Annotated in this window: 22 protein-coding genes; 13 read left to right on the top strand and 9 right to left on the bottom strand. The window is 63.6% G+C overall.

All coding sequences use genetic code 11. From position 1 onward, the window contains the following. The first annotated feature begins 8 nt into the window (after positions 1-8). The gene (gene recO / locus KVU_RS00810; RefSeq protein WP_013383412.1) at positions 9-734 is read left to right on the top strand and encodes a DNA repair protein RecO; all 726 of its coding nucleotides are present in this window, start codon (positions 9-11) and stop codon (positions 732-734) included. Here recO and KVU_RS00805 read toward each other — a convergent pair. Continuing rightward, positions 731-1312 carry a YqgE/AlgH family protein gene (locus tag KVU_RS00805; protein WP_013383411.1) on the bottom strand — a complete coding sequence of 194 codons (582 nt, stop codon included), beginning with the start codon at positions 1310-1312 and terminating at the stop codon, positions 731-733. The two genes, recO and KVU_RS00805, sit on opposite strands and share 4 nt — an antisense overlap. 104 nt (positions 1313-1416) lie before the next feature. Here KVU_RS00805 and KVU_RS00800 point away from each other — a divergent pair, with 104 nt between their 5' ends. Continuing rightward, positions 1417-2244, top strand: coding sequence for a protein-disulfide reductase DsbD domain-containing protein (locus KVU_RS00800; protein WP_013383410.1), 828 nt, complete (start codon positions 1417-1419; stop codon positions 2242-2244). A gap of 12 nt (positions 2245-2256) precedes the next feature. On the opposite strand, the gene KVU_RS00795 is transcribed toward KVU_RS00800, so the two are convergent. Beyond that, positions 2257-2805, bottom strand: coding sequence for a TlpA disulfide reductase family protein (locus tag KVU_RS00795; RefSeq protein WP_013383409.1), 549 nt, complete (start codon positions 2803-2805; stop codon positions 2257-2259). Between the two features lie 24 nt (positions 2806-2829). Between KVU_RS00795 and argH the strand changes: the two genes are divergently transcribed. The 4 genes from argH to KVU_RS00780 are packed head-to-tail and all read left to right on the top strand — an operon-like array spanning position 2830 to position 8292. Further along, on the top strand, positions 2830-4215 hold the full coding sequence (argH, locus tag KVU_RS00790) for an argininosuccinate lyase (RefSeq protein WP_013383408.1): 1386 nt from the start codon (positions 2830-2832) through the stop codon (positions 4213-4215). Then, entirely contained in the window at positions 4212-4337 is a 126-nt protein-coding gene (locus KVU_RS16340) for a hypothetical protein (protein ID WP_013383407.1), read from the top strand. Before argH ends, KVU_RS16340 begins: the two co-directional genes overlap by 4 nt. A 9-nt stretch (positions 4338-4346) precedes the next feature. Further along, positions 4347-5606, top strand: a complete 1260-nt coding sequence (lysA, locus tag KVU_RS00785; RefSeq protein WP_013383406.1) for a diaminopimelate decarboxylase — start codon at positions 4347-4349, stop codon at positions 5604-5606. A gap of 40 nt (positions 5607-5646) precedes the next feature. Continuing rightward, positions 5647-8292 carry a DUF4175 domain-containing protein gene (locus tag KVU_RS00780; RefSeq protein ID WP_338033842.1) on the top strand — a complete coding sequence of 882 codons (2646 nt, stop codon included), beginning with the start codon at positions 5647-5649 and terminating at the stop codon, positions 8290-8292. On the opposite strand, the gene KVU_RS00775 is transcribed toward KVU_RS00780, so the two are convergent. Further along, entirely contained in the window at positions 8293-8979 is a 687-nt protein-coding gene (locus KVU_RS00775; protein WP_013383404.1) for a zinc-ribbon domain-containing protein, read from the bottom strand. A 159-nt stretch (positions 8980-9138) separates the two neighbouring features. Here KVU_RS00775 and KVU_RS00770 point away from each other — a divergent pair, with 159 nt between their 5' ends. Genes KVU_RS00770 through KVU_RS00760 form a run of 3 tightly spaced genes read left to right on the top strand, consistent with a single transcriptional unit; the run spans position 9139 to position 11443 of the window. Then, positions 9139-9813, top strand: a complete 675-nt coding sequence (locus tag KVU_RS00770; RefSeq protein WP_013383403.1) for a cell division ATP-binding protein FtsE — start codon at positions 9139-9141, stop codon at positions 9811-9813. Next, on the top strand, positions 9810-10715 hold the full coding sequence (locus KVU_RS00765) for a cell division protein FtsX (RefSeq protein ID WP_014537455.1): 906 nt from the start codon (positions 9810-9812) through the stop codon (positions 10713-10715). Before KVU_RS00770 ends, KVU_RS00765 begins: the two co-directional genes overlap by 4 nt. Further along, positions 10712-11443 (top strand): lysophospholipid acyltransferase family protein, encoded by a 732-nt coding sequence (locus KVU_RS00760; RefSeq protein WP_013383401.1) that lies wholly within the window; start codon positions 10712-10714, stop codon positions 11441-11443. Before KVU_RS00765 ends, KVU_RS00760 begins: the two co-directional genes overlap by 4 nt. Here the strand turns inward: KVU_RS00760 and KVU_RS16175 are convergent. The 3 genes from KVU_RS16175 to KVU_RS00750 all read right to left on the bottom strand — a co-directional run bounded on the left by KVU_RS16175 (position 11440) and on the right by KVU_RS00750 (position 13838). Continuing rightward, positions 11440-11787, bottom strand: coding sequence for a carboxyvinyltransferase (locus KVU_RS16175; protein ID WP_202945842.1), 348 nt, complete (start codon positions 11785-11787; stop codon positions 11440-11442). The two genes, KVU_RS00760 and KVU_RS16175, sit on opposite strands and share 4 nt — an antisense overlap. After that, the gene (locus KVU_RS00755; protein ID WP_202945841.1) at positions 11739-12749 is read right to left on the bottom strand and encodes a UDP-N-acetylglucosamine 1-carboxyvinyltransferase; all 1011 of its coding nucleotides are present in this window, start codon (positions 12747-12749) and stop codon (positions 11739-11741) included. The genes KVU_RS16175 and KVU_RS00755 overlap by 49 nt, the downstream gene beginning before the upstream one ends. Before the next feature lie 129 nt (positions 12750-12878). Continuing rightward, positions 12879-13838: an acetyl-CoA carboxylase carboxyltransferase subunit alpha gene (locus KVU_RS00750; protein ID WP_060486235.1), complete on the bottom strand. Its 960-nt coding sequence runs from the start codon at positions 13836-13838 to the stop codon at positions 12879-12881. 177 nt (positions 13839-14015) lie between these two features. Between KVU_RS00750 and KVU_RS00745 the strand changes: the two genes are divergently transcribed. The 4 genes from KVU_RS00745 (at position 14016) to plsY (ending at position 17632) form a co-directional block, all read left to right on the top strand. Further along, complete coding sequence (locus tag KVU_RS00745; protein ID WP_013383397.1) at positions 14016-14708, top strand: hypothetical protein; 693 nt, start codon at positions 14016-14018, stop codon at positions 14706-14708. Between the two features lie 63 nt (positions 14709-14771). Then, positions 14772-15737 (top strand): aspartate carbamoyltransferase catalytic subunit, encoded by a 966-nt coding sequence (locus KVU_RS00740; protein WP_013383396.1) that lies wholly within the window; start codon positions 14772-14774, stop codon positions 15735-15737. A gap of 12 nt (positions 15738-15749) precedes the next feature. Beyond that, positions 15750-17027 (top strand): dihydroorotase, encoded by a 1278-nt coding sequence (gene pyrC, locus KVU_RS00735; protein WP_014537452.1) that lies wholly within the window; start codon positions 15750-15752, stop codon positions 17025-17027. Then, positions 17027-17632, top strand: a complete 606-nt coding sequence (gene plsY / locus KVU_RS00730; protein ID WP_013383394.1) for a glycerol-3-phosphate 1-O-acyltransferase PlsY — start codon at positions 17027-17029, stop codon at positions 17630-17632. Before pyrC ends, plsY begins: the two co-directional genes overlap by 1 nt. On the opposite strand, the gene KVU_RS00725 is transcribed toward plsY, so the two are convergent. From KVU_RS00725 to KVU_RS00715, 3 genes are all read right to left on the bottom strand, one after another. Continuing rightward, positions 17633-18970: a glutamate--cysteine ligase gene (locus KVU_RS00725; RefSeq protein WP_014537450.1), complete on the bottom strand. Its 1338-nt coding sequence runs from the start codon at positions 18968-18970 to the stop codon at positions 17633-17635. Between the two features lie 86 nt (positions 18971-19056). Further along, positions 19057-19539 (bottom strand): hypothetical protein, encoded by a 483-nt coding sequence (locus KVU_RS00720; RefSeq protein ID WP_013383392.1) that lies wholly within the window; start codon positions 19537-19539, stop codon positions 19057-19059. Then, on the bottom strand, positions 19532-20266 hold the full coding sequence (locus KVU_RS00715) for a 16S rRNA (uracil(1498)-N(3))-methyltransferase (RefSeq protein WP_013383391.1): 735 nt from the start codon (positions 20264-20266) through the stop codon (positions 19532-19534). Before KVU_RS00715 ends, KVU_RS00720 begins: the two co-directional genes overlap by 8 nt. Positions 20267-20272: the final 6 nt, after the last annotated feature.

The following is a 20272-nucleotide window of genomic DNA, read 5'->3' as shown; positions in this document are numbered from 1 at the left end:
CACAGGCGATGATCGACTGGCAGGACGAGGGGATTTTGCTGACCACCCATCGCCACGGCGAGGCGGGCGTCATCGCGCAGGTTTTCACCCAAGAGCGCGGCAAGATCAGCGGCCTTGTGCGCGGCGGCGCGGGCAGCCGGATGCAGCCGGTGCTGATCCCCGGCAATCAACTGTCCCTGCGTTGGCGTGCGCGCCTCGATGATCACCTTGGCAGTTTACAACCTGAATTGATCCGATCCCGCGCGGGGTTCCTGATGCAAGACCGCCTCTCGCTGGCTGCGGGGGCTGCGGTCACTGCGCTGCTGGCCGCCACCATGCCCGAACGCGTGCCGCATACCGCATTTTATGCCCAAAGCACCGCCCTGCTGGATCTGGTTGGCGTCGAGGATTGGCAATCACTATGGCCGCTTGCCTATCTGCAATGGGAAATGGTCCTGCTGCGCGAGGGGGGATTTGGCCTTGATCTGACCACCTGCGCGGTGACCGGTGCAGCAGATGATCTGTGCTATGTCTCGCCCAAATCCGGCCGTGCGGTAAGTAAATCTGGCGCGGGCGCATGGGCCGAGCGCCTGTTACCCCTGCCCGCCGTCATGCGCGGCGAGGGCGATGCGGATACGTCCGACATCCTGCAAGCGCTGGCCACCACTGAATGGTTCTTGCTGCACCGCCTGCATGATGGCGCAGCCCTGCCCGCCGCCCGCGCGCGCCTGATCGAGGCGATCGCGCGCCTTTAGGCGCGGCCGCCGCTGCTGGACAGCAAGGCTGGCTCGACCCCCAGCCCGCGCAGGGCCCGCGCCCATTTGGCGTCGAAATCCTCGGCAAAGATCAGATCGCTGCTGGACGAGGCGACCAGCCAGCCGTTATCGGCGATCTCTGCCTCGAGCTGGCCTGCCCCCCACCCGGCATAGCCCAGAAAATAGGCCGCACGCTGTGGGCCGCTGCCCATCGCCACCTGTTCCAATATCTCGCGCGAGGCGGTCATGCGGATGGCATCGCTGACATTCACCGTGCCCTCATCCGCCTCGTAATCGGGGCCGTGCAGCACAAAGCCGCGCCCGGGCTCGACCGGGCCGCCAAAACGCATCAGCGCGCGGCCGCCCTTGGCCGCCACGCCCCGCGCGACATCGATCCCCATATGCGTCATCACCGCATTCAGGTTCAGCCCCTCGGTCGGCTTGTTCACGATCAGCCCCAGCGCCCCGTCATCCCCGTGCGAACACAGATAGATCAGGCTTTGGCGAAAGGGCTCATCGGCCATATCAGGCATGGCAATCAAAAACTTGCCGGTCAGGTTCTGGTCAATCTGTTCCATGGGTTAAAGATGTGACCGCAACCGCCCCTGTGCAATAGCCCTGATCACAGGGTTTCGCGCCAAAGTGACTTTTATTACGCGCTGAATTGCCGCAAGACAGTGGCATGAATTTACGCAAGCTCGCCCTGTCTTTGATGCTGATGCCGCTCGCAATGGGGGCCGCACTCGCCCCCGCCGCGGCCGAGGATCTGCGCGATGTGGTCGAAATGCGCATCCTGCCCGGCTGGCGCACGGATCGCGGCACCCAGATCGCGGGTGTGCAGATCACGCTGGCGCCGGGGTGGAAGACCTATTGGCGCGCGCCGGGGGACGCGGGCATTCCGCCGCAAATCCTGCTGTCAGGCACACAGAATGTGACCAACGCCACATTCCAATGGCCGGTGCCCGAGGTGTTTGAAACCGCAGGTATGCGCACGATCGGCTATATCGGCTCGGTCACGCTGCCGATTGAATTCGCACTCAGCGACCCCGGTGCGCCTGCACGGATCACCGGTGATGTCGAAATCGGCGTGTGCAAAGAGATTTGTATTCCCGTGCGGTTGGATTTTGATGCCGTGCTGCCCGCAGGCGGTGCGCGCGATCCGATGATCGCCGCTGCGCTGATCGACCGCCCCATGACCGCAACCGAGGCGGGCGTCGGCGCCGTGCTATGCGATTTTCGCCTTGGCCCGCGCGGGATGCGGATATCCGCCGCCATTCCGATGGATCACCCCGCTCCCCGCGGCGCACCCCCCGAGGTAACAGTGATCGAATCCGGCACCCCCGGTATTCATGTCGGCGAGGTGCAGACCGCCCGCCAAGGCAATTTGCTGCGGGCCGAGGCGGACATGTTCATGCCGCGCGGGCCGCAGATCGTCGACCGGTCCCGCCTGCGCTTTACCGTGCTGACGCCGGGCGGCGCCATTGATATTCAGGGATGTGTGGGGGGCTGAAGCCCCCCCTTTTTATTGCGCGATAACGGCGCGGATGATTGCCATCGCGCTATCGCTATCCCAATCGGCATCGCCCATCAGGCGGGCCACTTCGCGCCCCTCGCGGTCGATGATCAGCGTCACGGGCAGACCCATCACCCCCATCGAGCGTGCCAGCGCCTGACGCGGATCGGTGTGCAGCGGCAGGTTGTCGACGCCGATCTCGTCAAAGAACCGCTCCATCCCGTCGCGCTCGTTGCGGCCGGTGGCGATGGTCACCACCTGAAAGTCGTCACCACCCAGTTCGGTCTGCAAATGGGCCAGTGTCGGCATCTCGACCCGGCAAGGCGCGCACCAAGTTGCCCAGAAATTCACCAAAGTCACTTTGCCCTGAAAATCCTGCAAGGTGATGGAGGCACCATCTTCGGTGGTGAAAGCGACGTCGGACGCAGCCTCTGGCCGTTCATGCACAGCAAGTTTGCGCATGTCACCTTCGCGTAAATCAGCAAGGTTATCGGCCATTGCCGCATTTGCCATCAGCGTCAACGCCGTATACACAGGCGCCCAAAGCAGTTTCCGCATCTGATCCCCTCAGGACTATAGACAATGACCAAGACTTCGAATGCCATGTGGGGCGGGCGTTTCGCCACCGGCCCGGACGCGATCATGGAGGCGATCAACGCCTCGATCGGGTTCGACAAGCGGCTTGCCCGACAAGACATCGAAGGCTCGCGCGCCCATGCGGCGATGCTGGCCGCGACAGGCATCATTACCGATAAGGATGCCGAGGCCATCAGGGAAGGCCTCCTCACCGTATTGTCAGAGATTGAGGGCGGAAATTTCGCCTTTTCAACGGCTCTTGAAGATATTCACATGAATGTCGAGGCCCGCCTGAAAGAGATTATCGGCGAGCCTGCGGGTCGTCTGCACACTGCGCGTTCGCGCAATGACCAGGTGGCGGTCGATTTCCGCCTGTGGGTGCGCGACCAATGCGATGCGGCGGATGCTGCGCTGCTGGCGATCATTCAGGCGCTGCTGGCGCAGGCCGAGGCTGCCGCCGATTGGGTCATGCCCGGCTTTACCCATTTGCAGGTCGCGCAGCCCGTCACGCTCGGCCACCATCTGATGGCCTATGTCGAGATGTTCGCGCGCGACCGCTCGCGCTTTGCGGATGCGCGCAAGCGCATGAACGAATCGCCCTTGGGCGCGGCGGCGCTGGCGGGCACATCCTTCCCCATTGACCGTCATATGACGGCAGCGGCGCTGGGCTTTGACCGCCCGACGGCCAATTCGCTCGATTCGACATCAGACCGCGACTTTGCGCTGGAATATCTGGCGGCAGCCTCGATCTGCGCGATGCATCTGTCGCGCCTTTCTGAAGAGCTGGTCATCTGGTCGACCGCGCAATTCCGTTTTGTCCGCATGTCGGATCGCTGGTCGACGGGTTCCTCGATCATGCCGCAAAAGCGCAATCCCGACGCGGCAGAGCTGATCCGCGCCAAGATCGGCCGTATCATGGGCGCGAATGTCGCCCTGATGACCGTGATGAAGGGCCTGCCGCTGACCTATTCCAAGGACATGCAAGAGGACAAAGAGCAGGTCTTTGACGCCGCTGACAATCTGATGCTGGCGCTGGCGGCGATGACGGGGATGATCTCGGACATGACCGCCAACCGCGATGTGATGGAAAAGGCCGCTGCGACCGGTTTCTCGACCGCGACCGATCTGGCCGATTGGCTGGTGCGCGAGTTGAACCTGCCGTTTCGTGATGCGCACCACGTCACCGGCACGCTGGTCGCGCTGGCCGAGGGCAAGGCCTGCGATCTGCCTGACCTGACGCTGGCCGATATGCAGGGCGTCCACGCCGGTATCCGCGCCGATATCTTTGACGTGCTGGGCGTGCAGAACTCGGTCGCCAGCCGCACGTCTTACGGTGGCACCGCGCCTACGAATGTGCGCGCGCAGATCCAGCGCTGGAAAGACGCGCTATGAGGGCGGCGCTGCTGATCGCCGTTCTGGCGCTGACCGCCGCCTGTGGGCGTCAGGGCGATAATATCGCGCCCGGCCCATCGACCACCATTTCCCAGACGATTACCGTCGGTATCAGCCGCTAAAGGGCGATCATGGATCATTTCAATTACCGTGACGGCGTCTTGTTCGCCGAAGATGTCAGCGTGGCCGATATCGCCCGCGCGGTCGGCACGCCCGTTTACATCTATTCGACCGCGACGCTAAAGCGTCACTTCCAATTGTTCGATGACGCGCTGGCTGGCATGCCGCATCTGGTGTGCTTTGCGGTCAAGGCGAATTCCAACGTTGCCGTATTGAAAACGCTGGGCGACCTCGGTGCGGGCATGGATGTGGTCTCGGTGGGGGAATATCTGCGCGCCAAGGCGGCGGGTGTGCCCGGCGAGCGCATCGTCTTTTCCGGCATCGGCAAAACGCGCGAGGAAATCCGCACGACCTTGCTGGGCGGCATCCGTCAGTTCAACGTCGAGAGCGAGCCTGAGCTGCAGGCGATCTCGGACATCGCATCGGAACTGGGGCTGATCGCCCCGGTCGCCGTACGCGTGAACCCCGATGTCGACGCCCATACCCATGCCAAAATCGCGACCGGCAAGTCGGAAAACAAATTCGGCATCCCGATCTCGCGCGCGCAGGCCGTTTACGCCTTTGCCGCCAGCCTGCCCGGCATTCAAGTGGTCGGGATCGACGTGCATATCGGATCGCAACTGACTGACCTTGCGCCCTTCCGCGCCGCCTATCAAAAAGTCGCCGAACTGACCGAAGTGCTGCGCGCCGAGGGTCACACGATCAGCCGTCTGGATCTGGGCGGCGGCCTTGGCATTCCTTATCGTCGCGATAATTCCGCGCCGCCCCTGCCGTCCGAATATGGCGCGATGGTGCGCGAGACGCTGGGCCATCTGGATGTCGAGATCGAGATCGAACCCGGTCGCCTGATCGCGGGCAATGCCGGCCTGCTGGTCAGCCGCGTCATCTATGTGAAAGAGGGCGAGGATCGCCGTTTCCTGATCGTCGATGCCGCGATGAACGACCTGATCCGCCCCGCCATGTATGAGGCGCATCACGATATTATCCCCGTCGATGAAAGCCTTGCGCCCAGCACGGTTTACGACGTGGTGGGGCCGGTCTGCGAGACCGGCGATACCTTTGCGCGGGGACGCGCCATGGCACCCTTGAATGCGGGGGAACTGGTGGCGTTCCGGTCCGCCGGGGCCTATGGTGCCGTTATGGCGTCGGAATATAACTCGCGCCCGCTGGTGCCCGAGGTGCTTGTGAACGGCGATCAATTCGCAGTTATCCGGCCCCGCCCCAGCTATGAGGAGATGATCGCCCGCGATACGATCCCCGCATGGCTTTGACCCTGTGGCTTTAATCGCGGTGCTGTAAAGGAGACCTGCCCTGTTTGCCAAGCGCTCCAGCCCCGTTGATCGCCGCGCACCGCCCGAGCGCGCACTGATCGCACTGGACGCAGGGCTGGACTGGCCGCTGCGCCTGTCTCGCTTGGCCTTGAAGGCAGAGGCCGCCGCCCGCGCCTTTTGGCCGCTTTGGGTCGCCTTTGCGCTGACTTTGGCGCTGTGGCTATCAGGCTGGCGCGGGCCTTGGGTCTTTTACCTGCTGGGCGCAGGCGTCTTGGCGATGCTGGGGGCGTTGGTCCTTGGCCTTCGCCGCTATCGCGCGCCAACCACTGCAGCGGTCATCGCACGCCTTGACCGCGCCATCCCCAATCAGCCGCTGGCGGCGCTGCTGGATGCGCAGGCGACCGGCCTGAATGATCCGGCGGCACAGGCTTTGTGGCGGGCGCATCTGCGGCGCATGATTGCGGCGGCGGGCGGTGCAAAAGCGGGCTGGCCGCAGTTTGATCTGGCGGGCCGTGACCGGCTGGGCCTGCGCCATCTGGCGCTGGTCGCACTGGTCGGGGCTGCGATATTCGGCCAGCGCGGCGGGCCTGTCGTGACGCCCGATCTGCCCGGCTTTAGCGGCACGGATTATCCGCTGGCCAGTTGGGAAGGCTGGGCGACACCGCCCACATTCACCGGCCTTCCGACCCTTTACCTTGGCGATCAGCCCGAAGGCGCGATGGATCTGCCCGAGGGCACGCGGATTCAGCTGAACCTCTATGATGCGGCAGGCACGCTGTCGGTGGAGCAGACCGTTTCAGCACCGCAAGACCCCCAAGCGCCCGAGCAGATTTTCACCGTCGCCCAAGATGGATCGCTGATCATCAACGGAGCGCCGGGGGCCGAGTGGGATATCGGTATGCTGCCGGACCAGCCGCCCGAAATCACCCTGCTGGACGAGCGCACCGCCGATGCGGATGGCCGCTTTCAGTGGCCCTTCACCGCCTTTGACGATTACGCCATTACCGGCGGCCATGTGACGATCAGCCTGGATCTGGATAAGGTCGAGCGGCTTTACGGACTTGCTGCCGCGCCCTCGGCGACTGATCCCGTGGTGCTGGACCTGCCGCTGCCCTTTACCGGCGCGCGGCGCGAGATCACCGGCGATGTCACAGACACCCTGTCGCAGCATGTTTTTGCCGGCCTGCCGGTCACCGTGCAGGCCGAGGTTGTGGATGCGGCGGGACAGGTCGGACGCTCGGCGATGATCGAGATGACCCTGCCCGGCAAGCGGTTCTTCCAGCCGGTCGCCCGCGCGATTGCCGAGCAGCGCCGCGATCTGCTGTGGTCGGTCGATAATCAGCCGCGTGTGCTTGGCCTTTTGCGCGCGATCTATTTCCAGCCCGAAACGCTGATCACCAACCGCAACACGCAGCTGCGCCTATCCTATGCGATCCGGATGATGACGCGTGACACTGTGGACGTGCCTGAAGTTGCACAGCTTTTGTGGGAAATCGCCATCCAGTTCGAGGAAGGCGCCCTGTCGGATGCCCGCGAACGCCTGCGCCGCGCGCAAGAGCGTCTGGACGAGGCGATGCGCTCGGGCGCGTCCGCCGCCGAAATTCAGGAATTGATGGACGAGCTACGCGCCGCGACCGAGGCCTATCTGGATATGCTGGCGGAAAACATGGTGCCGGGCGAATCGACCCTCGACCAGCCGCCGCGTGATCAGGGCGAACAACAGACCGTCACCCAAGACCAGATTCAGGCGCTGATGGACCGCATCCAAGAGCTGATGAACGAAGGCCGCATGGCTGAGGCGGCCCAGTTGATGGAGCAGTTGAACGAGCTGCTGGAAAACCTGCAAATGCAGGAAGGCGAAGGTGGCGAGTCCCGCGATGGCGAGGGCCAAGGCGGCGCGATGCAGGATCTGCAAGATACGCTGCGCAACCAGCAGCAGTTGTCGGACGAGACCTTCCGCCAGATGCAGGAAGAATTCGGCCGCAACCGCGGCCAGCAAGGCCAGCAACCCACGCCCGATGAGGGCACAGATCAAAGTCCAGACGAAGGCGCTGATGAGGGAGCCAATGAAGGCGGCCAAGGCCAGCCCGGCGACAATCCCGACATGCAGGGTCAAGGTGGCGGCGCCGATCCCGATCAGCCATCCGAGGGCGGCACCGGCGGCCCTGGCGCGGGCGATCCGCAGGACGGGCCCGACCTTGGCGGTGCGCAGCGCGCTTTGCGCGATCAGCTCGAGACATTGCGCGATGCCCTGCCCGAGGTCGAAGGCGAAAGCGCGGACCGCGCCGCAGAGGCGCTGGACCGCGCTGAAGGCGCGATGGAAAATGCTGAACGCGCCATCGAACAGGGCAATCTGCCCGAGGCGATCGACCAACAAGGGGCAGCTTTGGACGCGCTGCGCGAGGGCATGCAGGCCATGCGCGAGGCGATCAACCAGCAACAACAAGGCGAAAGCGGCGAATACCGGCAGGGCGAGGATAACCCCAGCGCCAGCGCGCCGCAGCGCAACGATCCGCTGGGTCGCGGCGGTGGTGCTGGCGGGCCGCAGGGCGAGCGTGAAAATGCCGTGCCCGAAAACGGCCAGCGCCGCGCTGACGATATCCTGAACGAGCTGCGCCGCCGCGCGGGCGAGCGTGAGCGCGCCGAGGAAGAACTCGACTACCTGCGCCGCCTGCTTGAGGAATAATTAGGGGGTCGTCAGCGCCGTTGCCTGATCTTGCAACCAGATACGCCAGCCGTCGATCGTGCTGACATAGGGTTGCAGATAGGGCGCGCTTTCGGGCCAGCTTTGCATCAACGCGGGCGCGCCGTGATAGGTCAACACACCGACCAGCGCGATGCCGCCCGCCGCCAAAAACCCGATCAGAAACCCGCCATGCGCGCCCGGATCTTTCACAGGCTCTGCCGGTAAGGGCGCGGCGGGCGTTTTCACCGCAGCCGCCTGCGACACGGGCCGCACATCAGCGGACACCACATCACGCGCCTTTGCCGCAGCGGCCGCAGCCCGCGCCGCGGCGGCGGCCTCTGCCTCGGCCTTGGTGGCGGGGCGAAACAGCGGCGGCGGCACGGGTGTTTGATCTTCGTTGGCTGGCTTTTCAGCGACCGGTCCGCGATCTTGCGCGACCTGACGCTCCTCGGCGCGCTCATCCGCGCGGACACGGGTCTCGCGTGCGGCCTCGGCACGTAGGATCTCGGCCACTTCGGGGGTGACGGTGGATTGCGGCAAAGGCGCGGGCAGCAACGATTCGGCAACCGGCGCAAAGGCCAGCCAGCCGTGACCGCAGGCCGAACATTCGACATCGCGCCCGTCGGCGGGGATAAGGTCGCCAGCTACCTGATAGGTTGCGCCGCAATTGGGGCAGACAAGCCGCATGTTCCACTCCTTATGCGCGGATGGCGATGCCGCCGCGATTTGTCGCCACCCTAACAACTGCGCAACCGCCCGCCAACCCTGACGCGCAGGGCTACGGCAAAGATTGAAACCCGCGCCCGTTCAAGGCACAAGGGCTGCAACAGGCAAAAGGGTATAACCGTGATCGAGCTGCGCAATGTCGCCTATTCCTACGGCGGAGCCGAGCTGTTCAACAGCGTATCGCTGGCGCTGCAACCGGGGTCTTTCCATTTTCTGACCGGCCCTTCGGGCGCAGGAAAAACAACCCTGCTGAAACTCTGCTATGGCGAATTGATCGCAACCGAAGGCGCCGTGTCCATCTTTGGCGAAGATGCGTCCCGTATCGGTCGCGACGGTGTGGCCGAGGCGCGCCGCAAGATCGGCGTTGTACACCAAGATTGCCAGTTCCTTGACCATCTGCCCCTGGGCGAGAATATCATGCTGCCGATGACCGTCGCGGGCCGCAAGGCCGAGGGCGCCGATTACCTGCCCGATCTGCTGGCCTGGGTTGGCCTGACAGCGCAGGTCGGTCAATTGCCGCCGCAACTGTCGGGGGGCGAGCGACAACGCGCCGCCCTCGCCCGCGCAGTGATCTCATCGCCCGATGTGATTCTAGCGGATGAGCCGACGGGCAACATCGACTGGGAAATGTCCCAGCGCCTGCTTATGCTGCTGGTCGAGTTGAACCGCATGGGCAAAGCCGTGCTGGTCGCAACCCACGACCTGAACCTGATCCGCGCGGCAAAGGCTCATGTGCCGGTGCGCATCCTGCGCCTGCGCGATCGCCGCCTGCAATCTGCGGGGGCGGATCTATGAGCGATATCATGCGCCGCCTGCTGGCCCTGCTGACCGGCAACCCCGAGGCTGACCGCGCCGTCCCGCCCACCGGCTTTACCGCGCGGCTGACCACTTTTACCGCCTTTGCTATGGCCTTTCTGGCCGTCTTTGCACTGGCGTTCATGCTGGCGACCGACCGCCTTGCCGACCGCTGGTCAAATGAACTTGCCCGCAGCGCAACGCTGCGCGTCTCGGCCCCGGCCGACGAGGTCGAGGCGCAGGTCGCCACCGCGCTGCGCGTCCTTGGCCAAACACCCGGTATTGCCGAATATCGCCGCCTGAGCCCCGAGGAACAGGCCCTGCTGCTTGAACCTTGGCTGGGCCCCGGCGCGCCGATTGAAAACCTGCCGCTGCCGCAAATCATTGATATCGCGGCCGAGGACGGCGGTTTTGACGCGGCTGGCCTGCGCGCCCGCCTGCAGGCCGAAGTACCCGGTGCAGTGCTGGACGATCATTCCCGTTGGCGCGCCCCGCTGTTGCAATCGGCGCAGCGCCTGCGACTGCTGGGCCTGTCGGCGCTGGCGTTGATCGGCGGCCCGACCGCTGCGATGGTCATGCTGGCGGCGCAGGCCGCGCTGGCCGCCAACGCCCAAGTGATCCGCGTGTTGCGTCTGGTCGGGGCGCGTGACAGCTATATCGCGGGCGCATTCATTCGCCGTTTCACCCTGCGGGCCCTGCTGGGCGCGGCGGGCGGCACCTTGGTCGGTGTCACAGCGATTTTGCTGATGCCGGACGGCGGCGGCGATGGCGGCTTTCTGACCGGCCTCAGCTTTGCCGGGGCGGACTGGCTTTGGTCGCTACTTATTCCAATCCTTGCCGCGATGGCGGGTTATTTTTCGACGCGCGCCGCAACCCGGCGCCACCTGCGGGAACAATCATGAAGACGATCATTCTATGGCTGCGCTCGGCGCTGTTTCAGGTGCTGATGTATGGCGGCATGGCCGTTGTTGGCATCGTCTTTGCACCTTGGGCGCTGTTTTCCAACAAAGGCGCAATCGCCGGTGCGCGCGCCTTTGCCAATTACACCCGCTGGGCTTTGGCCTTTGCGGCAGGCATCAAGACCGAGATCCGCGGCGAGATCCCGCAAGGCGAGATCCTGCTGGGCTCAAAGCACGAAAGCTTCATGGATATCATCATGCAGCTATCCGTCCTGCCCCGCCCGAAATTCGTAATGAAGCGCGAGCTGCTTTATACCCCCATCGTCGGGCAATATGCGCTGCGTCTGGGCTGCATCCCGGTTGATCGCGGCAAGGGGCGTCAGGCGATCCGCAAAATGAAAGAAGAAGTCATCTCGGGCCGCGCCGATCCCGGTCAGTTGATCATCTACCCGCAGGGCACGCGCGTCGCACCGGGTGAAAAGCGCCCCTATAAAGGCGGTATTGTGACGCTTTATCAGGAGATGGGCACGGCTTGCGTCCCCGTCGCGGTCAACCACGGCACATTCTGGCCCAAGCGCAGCTTTCTGCGCTATCCGGGTACCGCTGTGATGGAATTCCTGCCCGCAATCCCCGCAGGGTTAGAGGGCGCCGACATGCTGAAGCAGCTTGAGACGGCGGTCGAGACAGCCTCGGCGAACCTGCGCGCCGAAGCTGCCCGCGCGCGGGATTAATCCCGCGCCGGAATGCGTTTGATACGGGCGCCGATGGCATTGAGGCGCTCGTCAATCCGCTCATAACCGCGTTCGATCTGCTGGGCGTTGTTGATGGTCGATGTGCCATCCGCCGCCATCGCCGCGATCAGCATCGCCATACCGGCACGGATATCGGGGCTTTCCAGACGCGAGCCGCGCAGCTGCGCAGGCCCCGAGATCACCGCGCGGTGCGGGTCGCACAGCACGATGCGCGCGCCCATGCCGATCAGCTTATCGACAAAGAACATCCGCGATTCGAACATCTTTTCGAACATCAGCACCATACCCTCGCATTGGGTGGCGGTGACGATGGCGATGGACATGGTATCGGCGGGGAATGCGGGCCAGGGCTGGTCCTCGATCTTGGGGACATGGCCACCGAAATCGGGCTGGATTTTTTCGCCTGACCCGATGCGATGATCAGGTCATCCCCTTCGATCTGGCAGACGATCCCCAGCTTTTCAAAGCCCATCAGGGTCGAGCGCAAATGCTCGACGCCGGCGTTCTTGATGCGCAGGTCCGAATTCGTCGCGGCGGCAAGACCGATCAGCGAGCCGACCTCGATATGATCGGGCCCGATGCGGAAGCTGGTGCCGCCCAGCGGCAGGCCACCCTCGATCGTCATGCAGTTCGAGCCGATGCCCGTGATCTTTGCACCCATCCCGTTCAGAAAATGTGCCAGATCCTGGACATGCGGCTCGGATGCGCAGTTACGCAGGACGGTGGTGCCCTTGGCTGCGACGGCCGCACAAAGGGCGTTTTCGGTGGCCGTGACAGACGGCTCGTCCAAGAACACATCCGCGCCGATCAGGCCGTTCGTGGTAAAGGTAAAGTCCTGATCCAGCGTGATTTCTGCCCCCAGTTGGCGCAGCGCAAGGAAGTGGCTGTCCAGACGGCGGCGGCCGATCACATCGCCGCCGGGCGGGGGCAACGTGATATTCCCGCAGCGCGCCAGCACCGGCCCCGCCAGCAGGATCGAGGCACGGATCTGCGCACACAGAATCGGGTCAAGCTGCGTCGGCTGCACGGTGCGGGCATGAATGCGCAAAGCGTTCGGGCCGGTCCATTCAGCCTCGACCCCAAGGGTTTTGATCAGTTCGATCAGCGCCTCGACATCACGAATACGCGGGACATTGGTCAGTTCAACCGGCTGGTCGGTTACAAGCGCGCCTGCGATGATCGGCAAAGCTGCGTTCTTGTTTCCCGAGGGTTCAATCTCGCCAGAGAGGCGGTGCCCCCCTTCCACGACATATTCGATCCGTTCGGAGCTTTTGGAAGGGGCCATTGGTCAACTCGTGCTGAAAAATTGTTCAGACCTGCAATAGCACAAGGCGCGGGCTGATCCAGCGCCGCGCCTTGTGAATTAGTAAAAATCCGTGAATTGGCGAAAAACAGCCGTGAACCGGTGTTTCAGTTACGCGGCGAGGCCCTTGGCCCCCATGCCGATGAACTTTTTGCGACGGCCCTGACGCAGATCGTCGCCCGAACGTGTGCCGAGGTCACCCAGCATCGTCTCGATCGCGAGGCCGACCGATTTGATCGCATCCAAAGGCGCGCGATGCGCACCGCCGACAGGCTCGCGGATGACCCAATCGCAGACGCCCAGCTCTTGCAGGTCTTGCGCGGTCAGGCGCAGCGCCTCGGCGGCTTCGCGCATCTTATTCGAATCCTTCCACAGGATCGAGGCGCAACCCTCGGGCGAGATGACCGAATAGATCGAATGTTCCATCATCGCGACGCGGTTGGCGGTCGCAAAGGCGACAGCACCGCCCGAACCACCCTCACCGATCACGATCGACACCAGCGGCACCCGCAGCGCGAGGCATTTTTCAGTCGAGCGCGCAATCGCCTCGGACTGGCCACGCTCTTCAGCGCCTTTGCCCGGATAGGCGCCGGGCGTGTCGATAAAGCTGATGACAGGCAGGCCGAAACGGTCGGCCATATCCATCAGGCGGATCGCTTTGCGATAGCCCTCGGGGCGGGCCATGCCAAAGTTATGCACGATGCGCGATTTGGTATCGTTGCCCTTTTCATGGCCGATGACCACGACGGGTTTGCCGTTAAAACGCGCAAGACCGCCCATCACCGACAGATCGTCAGCAAAGTTCCGGTCGCCCGCCAGCGGCGTGTAATCGGTGAACAAAGCGTTGATATAATCAACGCAATGCGGGCGCTCGGGATGGCGCGCCACTTGGGTTTTGCGCCAGGGCGACAGGCCTGCGTAAAGCTGCACCAGCAGCTCACCCGCTTTTCTGTCGAGGGCTGCTGCCTCTTTCTCGACATCCATTTCGGGATTCGCACGCGCCATAGCGCGCAATTCTTCGGCCTTGCCTTCAATCTCTGCGAGGGGTTTTTCGAAATCGAGGTAATTCATCTCTCACCAAGGTGTCTGCGGCCTTTGGCCCTATATGACGACGCAAGCGCGGCAATGCAACCTTCCACAATGGTTAATGCCTGTTTCAGCAACGGGATGCACAAACCTTGCCCCCGCACCCCGCCCGCGGTTACTGTGCCTTAAATTCGGGCAAACCGTGCCACCAAGGAGGCGATCTTGCGCAGTAATCTTTTGATCGGGCTGGCATTTGTGGCGGCATCCAGCATGGCTTTGCCCGCATTGGCCCAAGATCGCAGCCCCATTGCCTCGATCGACTTCGGCAATGACAGCGGCGCATGGCCACGCGATGGTGAATGCGACGATCCGCGCTTTATCGGGCCGGGCAGCGCTGATCTGACCGTAGTAATCGATGTGCTAAAGGACGCCACCGATTGCCGTGCGCTATACGCCGAGGAACAGATCTGGCTGCTGGCAGAGGCCCCTGACGAGATTACCCACCCCAAACCGACGCTGCCCGAGGCAAGGGTGATCGATAATATCGACTTTGGCGACGACAGCAGCTCTTGGGCGAATGACGGCGAATGCGATGATCGCCGCTTTTTCGGCCCCGGTATGGCGACGCTGTTGACCTATGACCACGTCGGCAAGGATGCGACCGATTGCGCCGCGCTGTATCTGTCGGGCGAGGTGCGCCTGTGGAACGCCAATCAGGCGCGCAGCGCGACACAATGCAGTGCCATCGACTTTGGCGACGATTCCGGCCCCTATTCGCGCAATCAGGTCTGCGATGACGCGCGTTTCGAAGGGGTTGGCGCGCATCCGATCATGGATATGTTCGACATCGGCAATGACGCCAGTGATTGCCGCGCCGCCTGCGATGCGGGCCGCGTCTTTTTGCGCGACTACTGAATCTTGCTGGTGTGGCGATAGGCTCCTATAAGCGGCCGCAGTAGTCCGCAGCAGGAGATCCGCATGAGCTTTCGCGCCAACCACTTGCTGGGGATCGAGCCCCTCGACCGGGACGAGATTACCACCATCATCGATCTTGCGGATAGCTATGCCGCCAGCAACCGGCGCGGCAATACCCGTCGCGATGTGCTGGCGGGCATGACGCAGATCAATATGTTCTTTGAAAACTCGACCCGCACGCAGTCGAGTTTCGAGCTGGCGGGCAAGCGTCTGGGTGCCGATGTTCTGAACATGTCGATGCAGACATCCAGTGTGAAAAAAGGCGAGACGCTGATCGACACTGCGCTGACGCTGAACGCGATGCGCCCCGATCTGCTGGTGGTGCGCCACCCGCATTCGGGCGCGGTGGATCTGCTGGCGCAAAAGGTCGATTGCGCGGTGCTGAACGCGGGCGACGGCAAGCATGAACACCCGACGCAGGCGCTATTGGACGCGCTGACCATTCGCCGCGCCAAGGGCCGGATCGAGGGGCTAAGCGTGGCCATCTGCGGTGATGTGACCCATAGCCGCGTAGCGCGCTCAAACATTCTGCTGCTGGGGAAACTTGGCAACCGCGTGCGCCTTGTCGGGCCGCCAACGCTGATCCCCGGCGCATTCAAAGACATGGGCGTCGAGATCTATGACGATATGCGCGCGGGTCTGCAGGGCGCCGATGTCGTGATGATGCTGCGCCTGCAGCGTGAGCGGATGGACGGCGGCTTTATCCCGTCCGAACGCGAATATTACCACCGCTATGGCTTGGACGCGGACAAGCTGTCGGCGGCGAAAACAGATGCGATCGTGATGCACCCCGGCCCGATGAATCGCGGCGTCGAAATCGACGGCACGATTGCCGATGACATCCACCGCTCGGTCATTCAGGCGCAGGTCGAGATGGGCGTCGCGGTGCGGATGGCGGCGATGGATCTGCTGGCGCGCAACCTGCGCGCGCGCCGTGGCAGCGCCGCCGCCGACGGCACGATGGTTTAAGGGGGCATGGATATGCGCGACACGATTATCACCAATGCCCTGCTGATCGACCCCGAAGCTGGCACCACCACACTGGGCGCTGTGCGTCTGCATGGCGGCCTGCTCGCCGAGATTGCGGACAGTATCGACGTAAGTGATGCCGATGTGATCGACGCGGGCGGGCTTTGCCTTGCGCCCGGCATTGTCGATATTGGCGTCAAGGTTGGCGAGCCGGGCGAGCGGCATAAGGAAAGCTTTGCCTCGGCCGGGCGCGCGGCGGCCGCGGGGGGTGTGACGACGATTGTCACCCGCCCCGACACCGATCCCGTTATCGATACGCCCGAAATTCTGGAATTCGTCGCCAAGCGCGCCGGATCTGCGGCCCGTGTGCGCGTGCTGCCAATGGCCACCCTGACCAAGGGCCGCGCAGGCCGCGAGATGACCGAGATCGGCTTTTTGCAAGATGCGGGCGCGGTCGCCTTTACCGATGGCGATCACGTCGCGACCAACACCCGTGTCTATTCGCGCGCCCTGACCTATGCCAAATCGCTGGGCGCGCTGGTGATTTCGCATGTGCAGGAACCGGGCCTGTCTGTGGGCGCGGCGGCGACCTCCAGCGCCTTTGCCAGCTTGCGCGGGCTGCCTTCGGTCTCGCCCATGGCGGAACGGATGGGCCTTGATCGCGATATCGCGCTGCTGGAGATGACCGGCGCGCGCCTCCATATCGATCAGATCACCACCGCCCGCGCCCTGCCCGCGCTAAAGCGCGCCAAGGACAACGGGCTGGATATCACGGCGGGCATCTCGATCCACCACCTGACGCTGAACGAGATGGACGTCGCCGATTACCGCACGTTCTTTAAGATGACGCCGCCGCTGCGCGCCGAAGAAGACCGCCTTGCCGCGATCGAGGCCGTGGGTTCGGGCCTCATCGACATCATCTGTTCGATGCACACACCGCAGGACGAGGAAAGCAAGCGTCTGCCGTTCGAGGTGGCCGCCAGCGGTGCCGTGGGCTTGGAAACCCTGCTGCCCGCCAGCCTGCGCCTGTATCATGCGGGCAACCTGACCTTGCCGCAACTGTTCCGCGCCCTTGCGCTGAACCCGGCCAAGCGGCTGGGGCTGGAGAGCGGCCGTCTGGCTGTTGGCGCGCCCGCGGACCTCGTGCTGTTCGACGCGGATGCGCCCTTCATTCTGGACCGGTTCTTGCTGCAATCGAAATCCAAGAATACCCCCTTTGACGGCGCCCGCCTGCAAGGCCGCGTCCGCGGCACTTGGGTCGCAGGCACCCGCATTTTCGGAGAGAATTGATGCCCGAGCTTGTCTCATCCCCCACCGTGATCCTGCTATGTGCGGTGTTCGGCTATCTGCTGGGGTCGGTGCCGTTTGGCATTTTGGTCGCGCGCGTCATGAACCTGGGCGATCTGCGTCAGATCGGTTCGGGCAATATCGGCGCGACGAATGTGCTGCGCACCGGCAATAAAAAGGCCGCAGCGCTGACGCTGCTGCTGGACGGGCTGAAAGGCGCGGTTGCGGTGCTGCTGGCCCGTGCGATTGCGGGCGAGGATGCGGCGCAGATTGCGGCCCTTGCAGCCTTTATCGGTCACTGCTTTCCGGTCTGGCTGGGGTTCAAGGGCGGCAAGGGCGTCGCGACCTTCTTTGGCGTGGCGCTGGCGCTGAGCTGGCCCGTCGGTCTGTTGGCCGCAGCGACATGGCTGATCATGGCCTTTGCACTGCGCTATTCATCCGCTGCGGCGCTGACCGCCGCGCTGCTGACGCCGGTTTTCGCCTGGTTCACCGGCAACGGTCATATTGTGATGCTGATGATCGTGCTGGTGGCGCTGATCTTTTGGCGCCACCACGAGAATATCTCCCGCCTGATCGCGGGCACCGAATCGAAGATCGGTAAAAAGTAGTTACAGGCGGGTCGCGGCGTAGACTTTGGTCAGGTCGCGGCCCCATTCGCCCTCATAGGCGGCGATAAGGCGATCAGCCTGCACCTCGCCCTTTTGCACATTCTCGATCAATGGCTGCAGGAAAATCTCCTCGCCAAGACCGCGCGCGATCAGACCGGCTTCGGCGATCTTTACCGCCTCCAGCGCAAGCTGGTGCAGCTTGACGCCGCCCGCCTCGCCGGCCAGCGCCTTTTCCGAGGCGGCGACGCGTAGCCCTTCGCGAGTCTCGGCATTCAGCCCCTTGATCAGATCGCTTGCGGCATCCAGCGCGGTCTGATCATAGGTCAGACCCACCCAAAACGCAGGCAATGCAACCAGATGGGCCTGATCGCCCGCATCTGCGCCGCGCATCTCGATGAATTGCTTCAGGCGCGCTTCGGGGAAGACGGTGGTCAGATGATCGGCCCAGTCGGACAGGGTCGGCACCTCGCCCGGCAGCGCGGGCAACTGGCCTTTCAGGAAATCGCGGAACGACTGCCCCAAGGCATCGATATATTTGCCGTCGCGATAGACGAAATACATCGGCACATCCAACACCCAGTCGACATAGCGTTGAAAACCAAAGCCCGGGTCAAATGCAAACGGCAGCATCCCCGTGCGGCTATCATCAAGGCCCCGCCAAATGCGCGAGCGCCAGCTGCGGTGGCCGTTCAACGCGCCATCAAAAAAGGGCGAGCTGGCAAACAGCGCCGTCGCCACAGGTTGCAGCGCCAGCGCGACGCGCATCTTTTGCACCATGTCCGCCTCGGACCCAAAGTCGAGGTTCACTTGCACGGTCGAGGTGCGATACATCATCTGCGTGCCGTGCGTGCCGACGCGGCCCATGTAATCGGTCATCAGGCGATAGCGGCCCTTGGGCATGACCGGCATGGCGGCCTCGCTCCAGATCGGGGCGGCGCCGATGCCCATGAAACCCACGCCCATATCGGCGGTGACGGCGGCCACCTCGTCCAGATGGTTTTGCAGCTCGTCCCGCACCTGATGGATGTTTTCCAGCGGCGCGCCGGACAGCTCAAACTGCCCGCCGGGTTCCAGCGAGATATTCGCGCCATTGCGTTTCAGGCCGATCAGGCTGTCGCCCTCGGTCACTGCGGACCAACCGAAACGGTCGATCAGGCGGGTCATGATCTGGTTGATTCCGGCATAAGGCAGCGGTGCATGATCCGCTGTCACAAAACCGAACTTTTCATGCTCGGTCCCGATGCGCCAGTTTTCCTTGGGTTTACAGCCCTTTGCCAGAAATTCCGCGAGTTGTTCGGGCCGCTCGATTGGGCCGCCACCAGATTGCGGAATAGACATGCTGCGCTCCTGAAGGATGAGAAAGAACGGGTTGCCCCGTGGGTTGCGAAGAGGTGAAGAAAACTGCCGGACAAGTCAATGGCAGGTCAGATGTGCCATAAGGTTGTCCGATCACGGTTTCGCGCGGCCGAGGCCTGCGCCAGCCGCGTGCTGCTGATACCCGGAAGGGCCGTAAAGGCGTCGAACAGCAGATCCGCGCCCTCGGCATCTATCGGCACGGCAAGCATCTGCGCGCCGCGTGCGGTCATCACCCAATGGGGCGGGCGCGCCGTGCCGTCGTATTCAAGGCGCACCAGATCGTCTAAATCAATTGTGCCGCCGGTCAGGGGACCGAAATAGGTCAGGCGACGCTCGTCCAATTGCACCACGCCAAGACCGCCGCTGTGGCTGCCAAAGCGCAGGCGCTGGATGCCGACCCAGATCAGCGCCGCGCCGAGGCCCAGCCCCAGCCAGCCCGCGATCCGCGACAGACCAAAGCTGTTGTTCAGCCACCAGCCCGCAGCCGCTATGACGATCAGGCCTGCGAAAACCTCGGCCCAGCGTTTGGGTTCAAATCGCGGCCTAGCCATGGCTGTTCCAATCGCCAAGGCCGGCTTGCCACAGGGTCAAGGCCGCAAGCGCCGCCGTATCGGCGCGCAAAATCCGGGGACCAAGGGCAATGGAACGCGCAAAGGGCAAGGTGCGCAGGCGGTCGCGTTCGCGCGCAGAAAAGCCGCCCTCGGGCCCGATCAGGATACAGGCGGGGCCGGCGGTCGCGTCTGCGGGAAAACCCGACGGCTGCCCGACCAGCGCCTCGTCACAGAACCACAGGGTGCGCCCTGCGGGGAAATGATCAAGGAACGCCGATAGCGCGACGGGATCGGCCACTTCGGGCAGCGCGGTGCCGCCGCATTGCTCGACCGCCTCGATCACATGCGCCTGCAGGCGGTCGACACGGACGCGTTCGGAATTGGTATGATCCGACAGGATCGGGATCATGCGCGCGGTGCCCAGCTCGGTCGCTTTTTCGATAATGAAATCGGTGCGCGTCTTTTTGATCGGCGCAAAGGCCAGCCACAAATCGGGCGGCAGTTGCAGCGGTTTCGTCTGGCGGCTGGCCAGCAACGTGCCATGGCGTTTGGCGGCGCTGACCACGCTCGCGTCCCATTCCCCGTCACGGCCGTTGATCAGCGACAACACAGTGCCGGGCTGCAAGCGCATGACGTTGAACAGGTAATTCGCCTGATCGGCATTCAGCGGAACGGTTTGCCCCGGCCCGAGAGGATGGTCTACAAAGAGGCGGATCTTGCTTGTCATAGGAAT

Source organism: Ketogulonicigenium vulgare WSH-001 (assembly GCF_000223375.1).
Lineage (GTDB): Bacteria > Pseudomonadota > Alphaproteobacteria > Rhodobacterales > Rhodobacteraceae > Ketogulonicigenium > Ketogulonicigenium vulgare.
This window is presented reverse-complemented; position numbering and strand designations above follow the sequence as displayed.

Coding starts and splice junctions, on each gene's coding strand:
- recO (WP_013383412.1), top strand. CDS start 9: ATGATCGACTGGCAGGACGAGGGGATTTTGCTGACCACCCATCGCCAC.
- KVU_RS00805 (WP_013383411.1), bottom strand. CDS start 1,312: ATGGAACAGATTGACCAGAACCTGACCGGCAAGTTTTTGATTGCCATG.
- KVU_RS00800 (WP_013383410.1), top strand. CDS start 1,417: ATGAATTTACGCAAGCTCGCCCTGTCTTTGATGCTGATGCCGCTCGCA.
- KVU_RS00795 (WP_013383409.1), bottom strand. CDS start 2,805: ATGCGGAAACTGCTTTGGGCGCCTGTGTATACGGCGTTGACGCTGATG.
- argH (WP_013383408.1), top strand. CDS start 2,830: ATGACCAAGACTTCGAATGCCATGTGGGGCGGGCGTTTCGCCACCGGC.
- KVU_RS16340 (WP_013383407.1), top strand. CDS start 4,212: ATGAGGGCGGCGCTGCTGATCGCCGTTCTGGCGCTGACCGCCGCCTGT.
- lysA (WP_013383406.1), top strand. CDS start 4,347: ATGGATCATTTCAATTACCGTGACGGCGTCTTGTTCGCCGAAGATGTC.
- KVU_RS00775 (WP_013383404.1), bottom strand. CDS start 8,979: ATGCGGCTTGTCTGCCCCAATTGCGGCGCAACCTATCAGGTAGCTGGC.
- KVU_RS00765 (WP_014537455.1), top strand. CDS start 9,810: ATGAGCGATATCATGCGCCGCCTGCTGGCCCTGCTGACCGGCAACCCC.
- KVU_RS00760 (WP_013383401.1), top strand. CDS start 10,712: ATGAAGACGATCATTCTATGGCTGCGCTCGGCGCTGTTTCAGGTGCTG.
- KVU_RS16175 (WP_202945842.1), bottom strand. CDS start 11,787: ATGTCCATCGCCATCGTCACCGCCACCCAATGCGAGGGTATGGTGCTG.
- KVU_RS00755 (WP_202945841.1), bottom strand. CDS start 12,749: ATGGCCCCTTCCAAAAGCTCCGAACGGATCGAATATGTCGTGGAAGGG.
- KVU_RS00750 (WP_060486235.1), bottom strand. CDS start 13,838: ATGAATTACCTCGATTTCGAAAAACCCCTCGCAGAGATTGAAGGCAAG.
- KVU_RS00740 (WP_013383396.1), top strand. CDS start 14,772: ATGAGCTTTCGCGCCAACCACTTGCTGGGGATCGAGCCCCTCGACCGG.
- pyrC (WP_014537452.1), top strand. CDS start 15,750: ATGCGCGACACGATTATCACCAATGCCCTGCTGATCGACCCCGAAGCT.
- plsY (WP_013383394.1), top strand. CDS start 17,027: ATGCCCGAGCTTGTCTCATCCCCCACCGTGATCCTGCTATGTGCGGTG.
- KVU_RS00725 (WP_014537450.1), bottom strand. CDS start 18,970: ATGTCTATTCCGCAATCTGGTGGCGGCCCAATCGAGCGGCCCGAACAA.
- KVU_RS00720 (WP_013383392.1), bottom strand. CDS start 19,539: ATGGCTAGGCCGCGATTTGAACCCAAACGCTGGGCCGAGGTTTTCGCA.
- KVU_RS00715 (WP_013383391.1), bottom strand. CDS start 20,266: ATGACAAGCAAGATCCGCCTCTTTGTAGACCATCCTCTCGGGCCGGGG.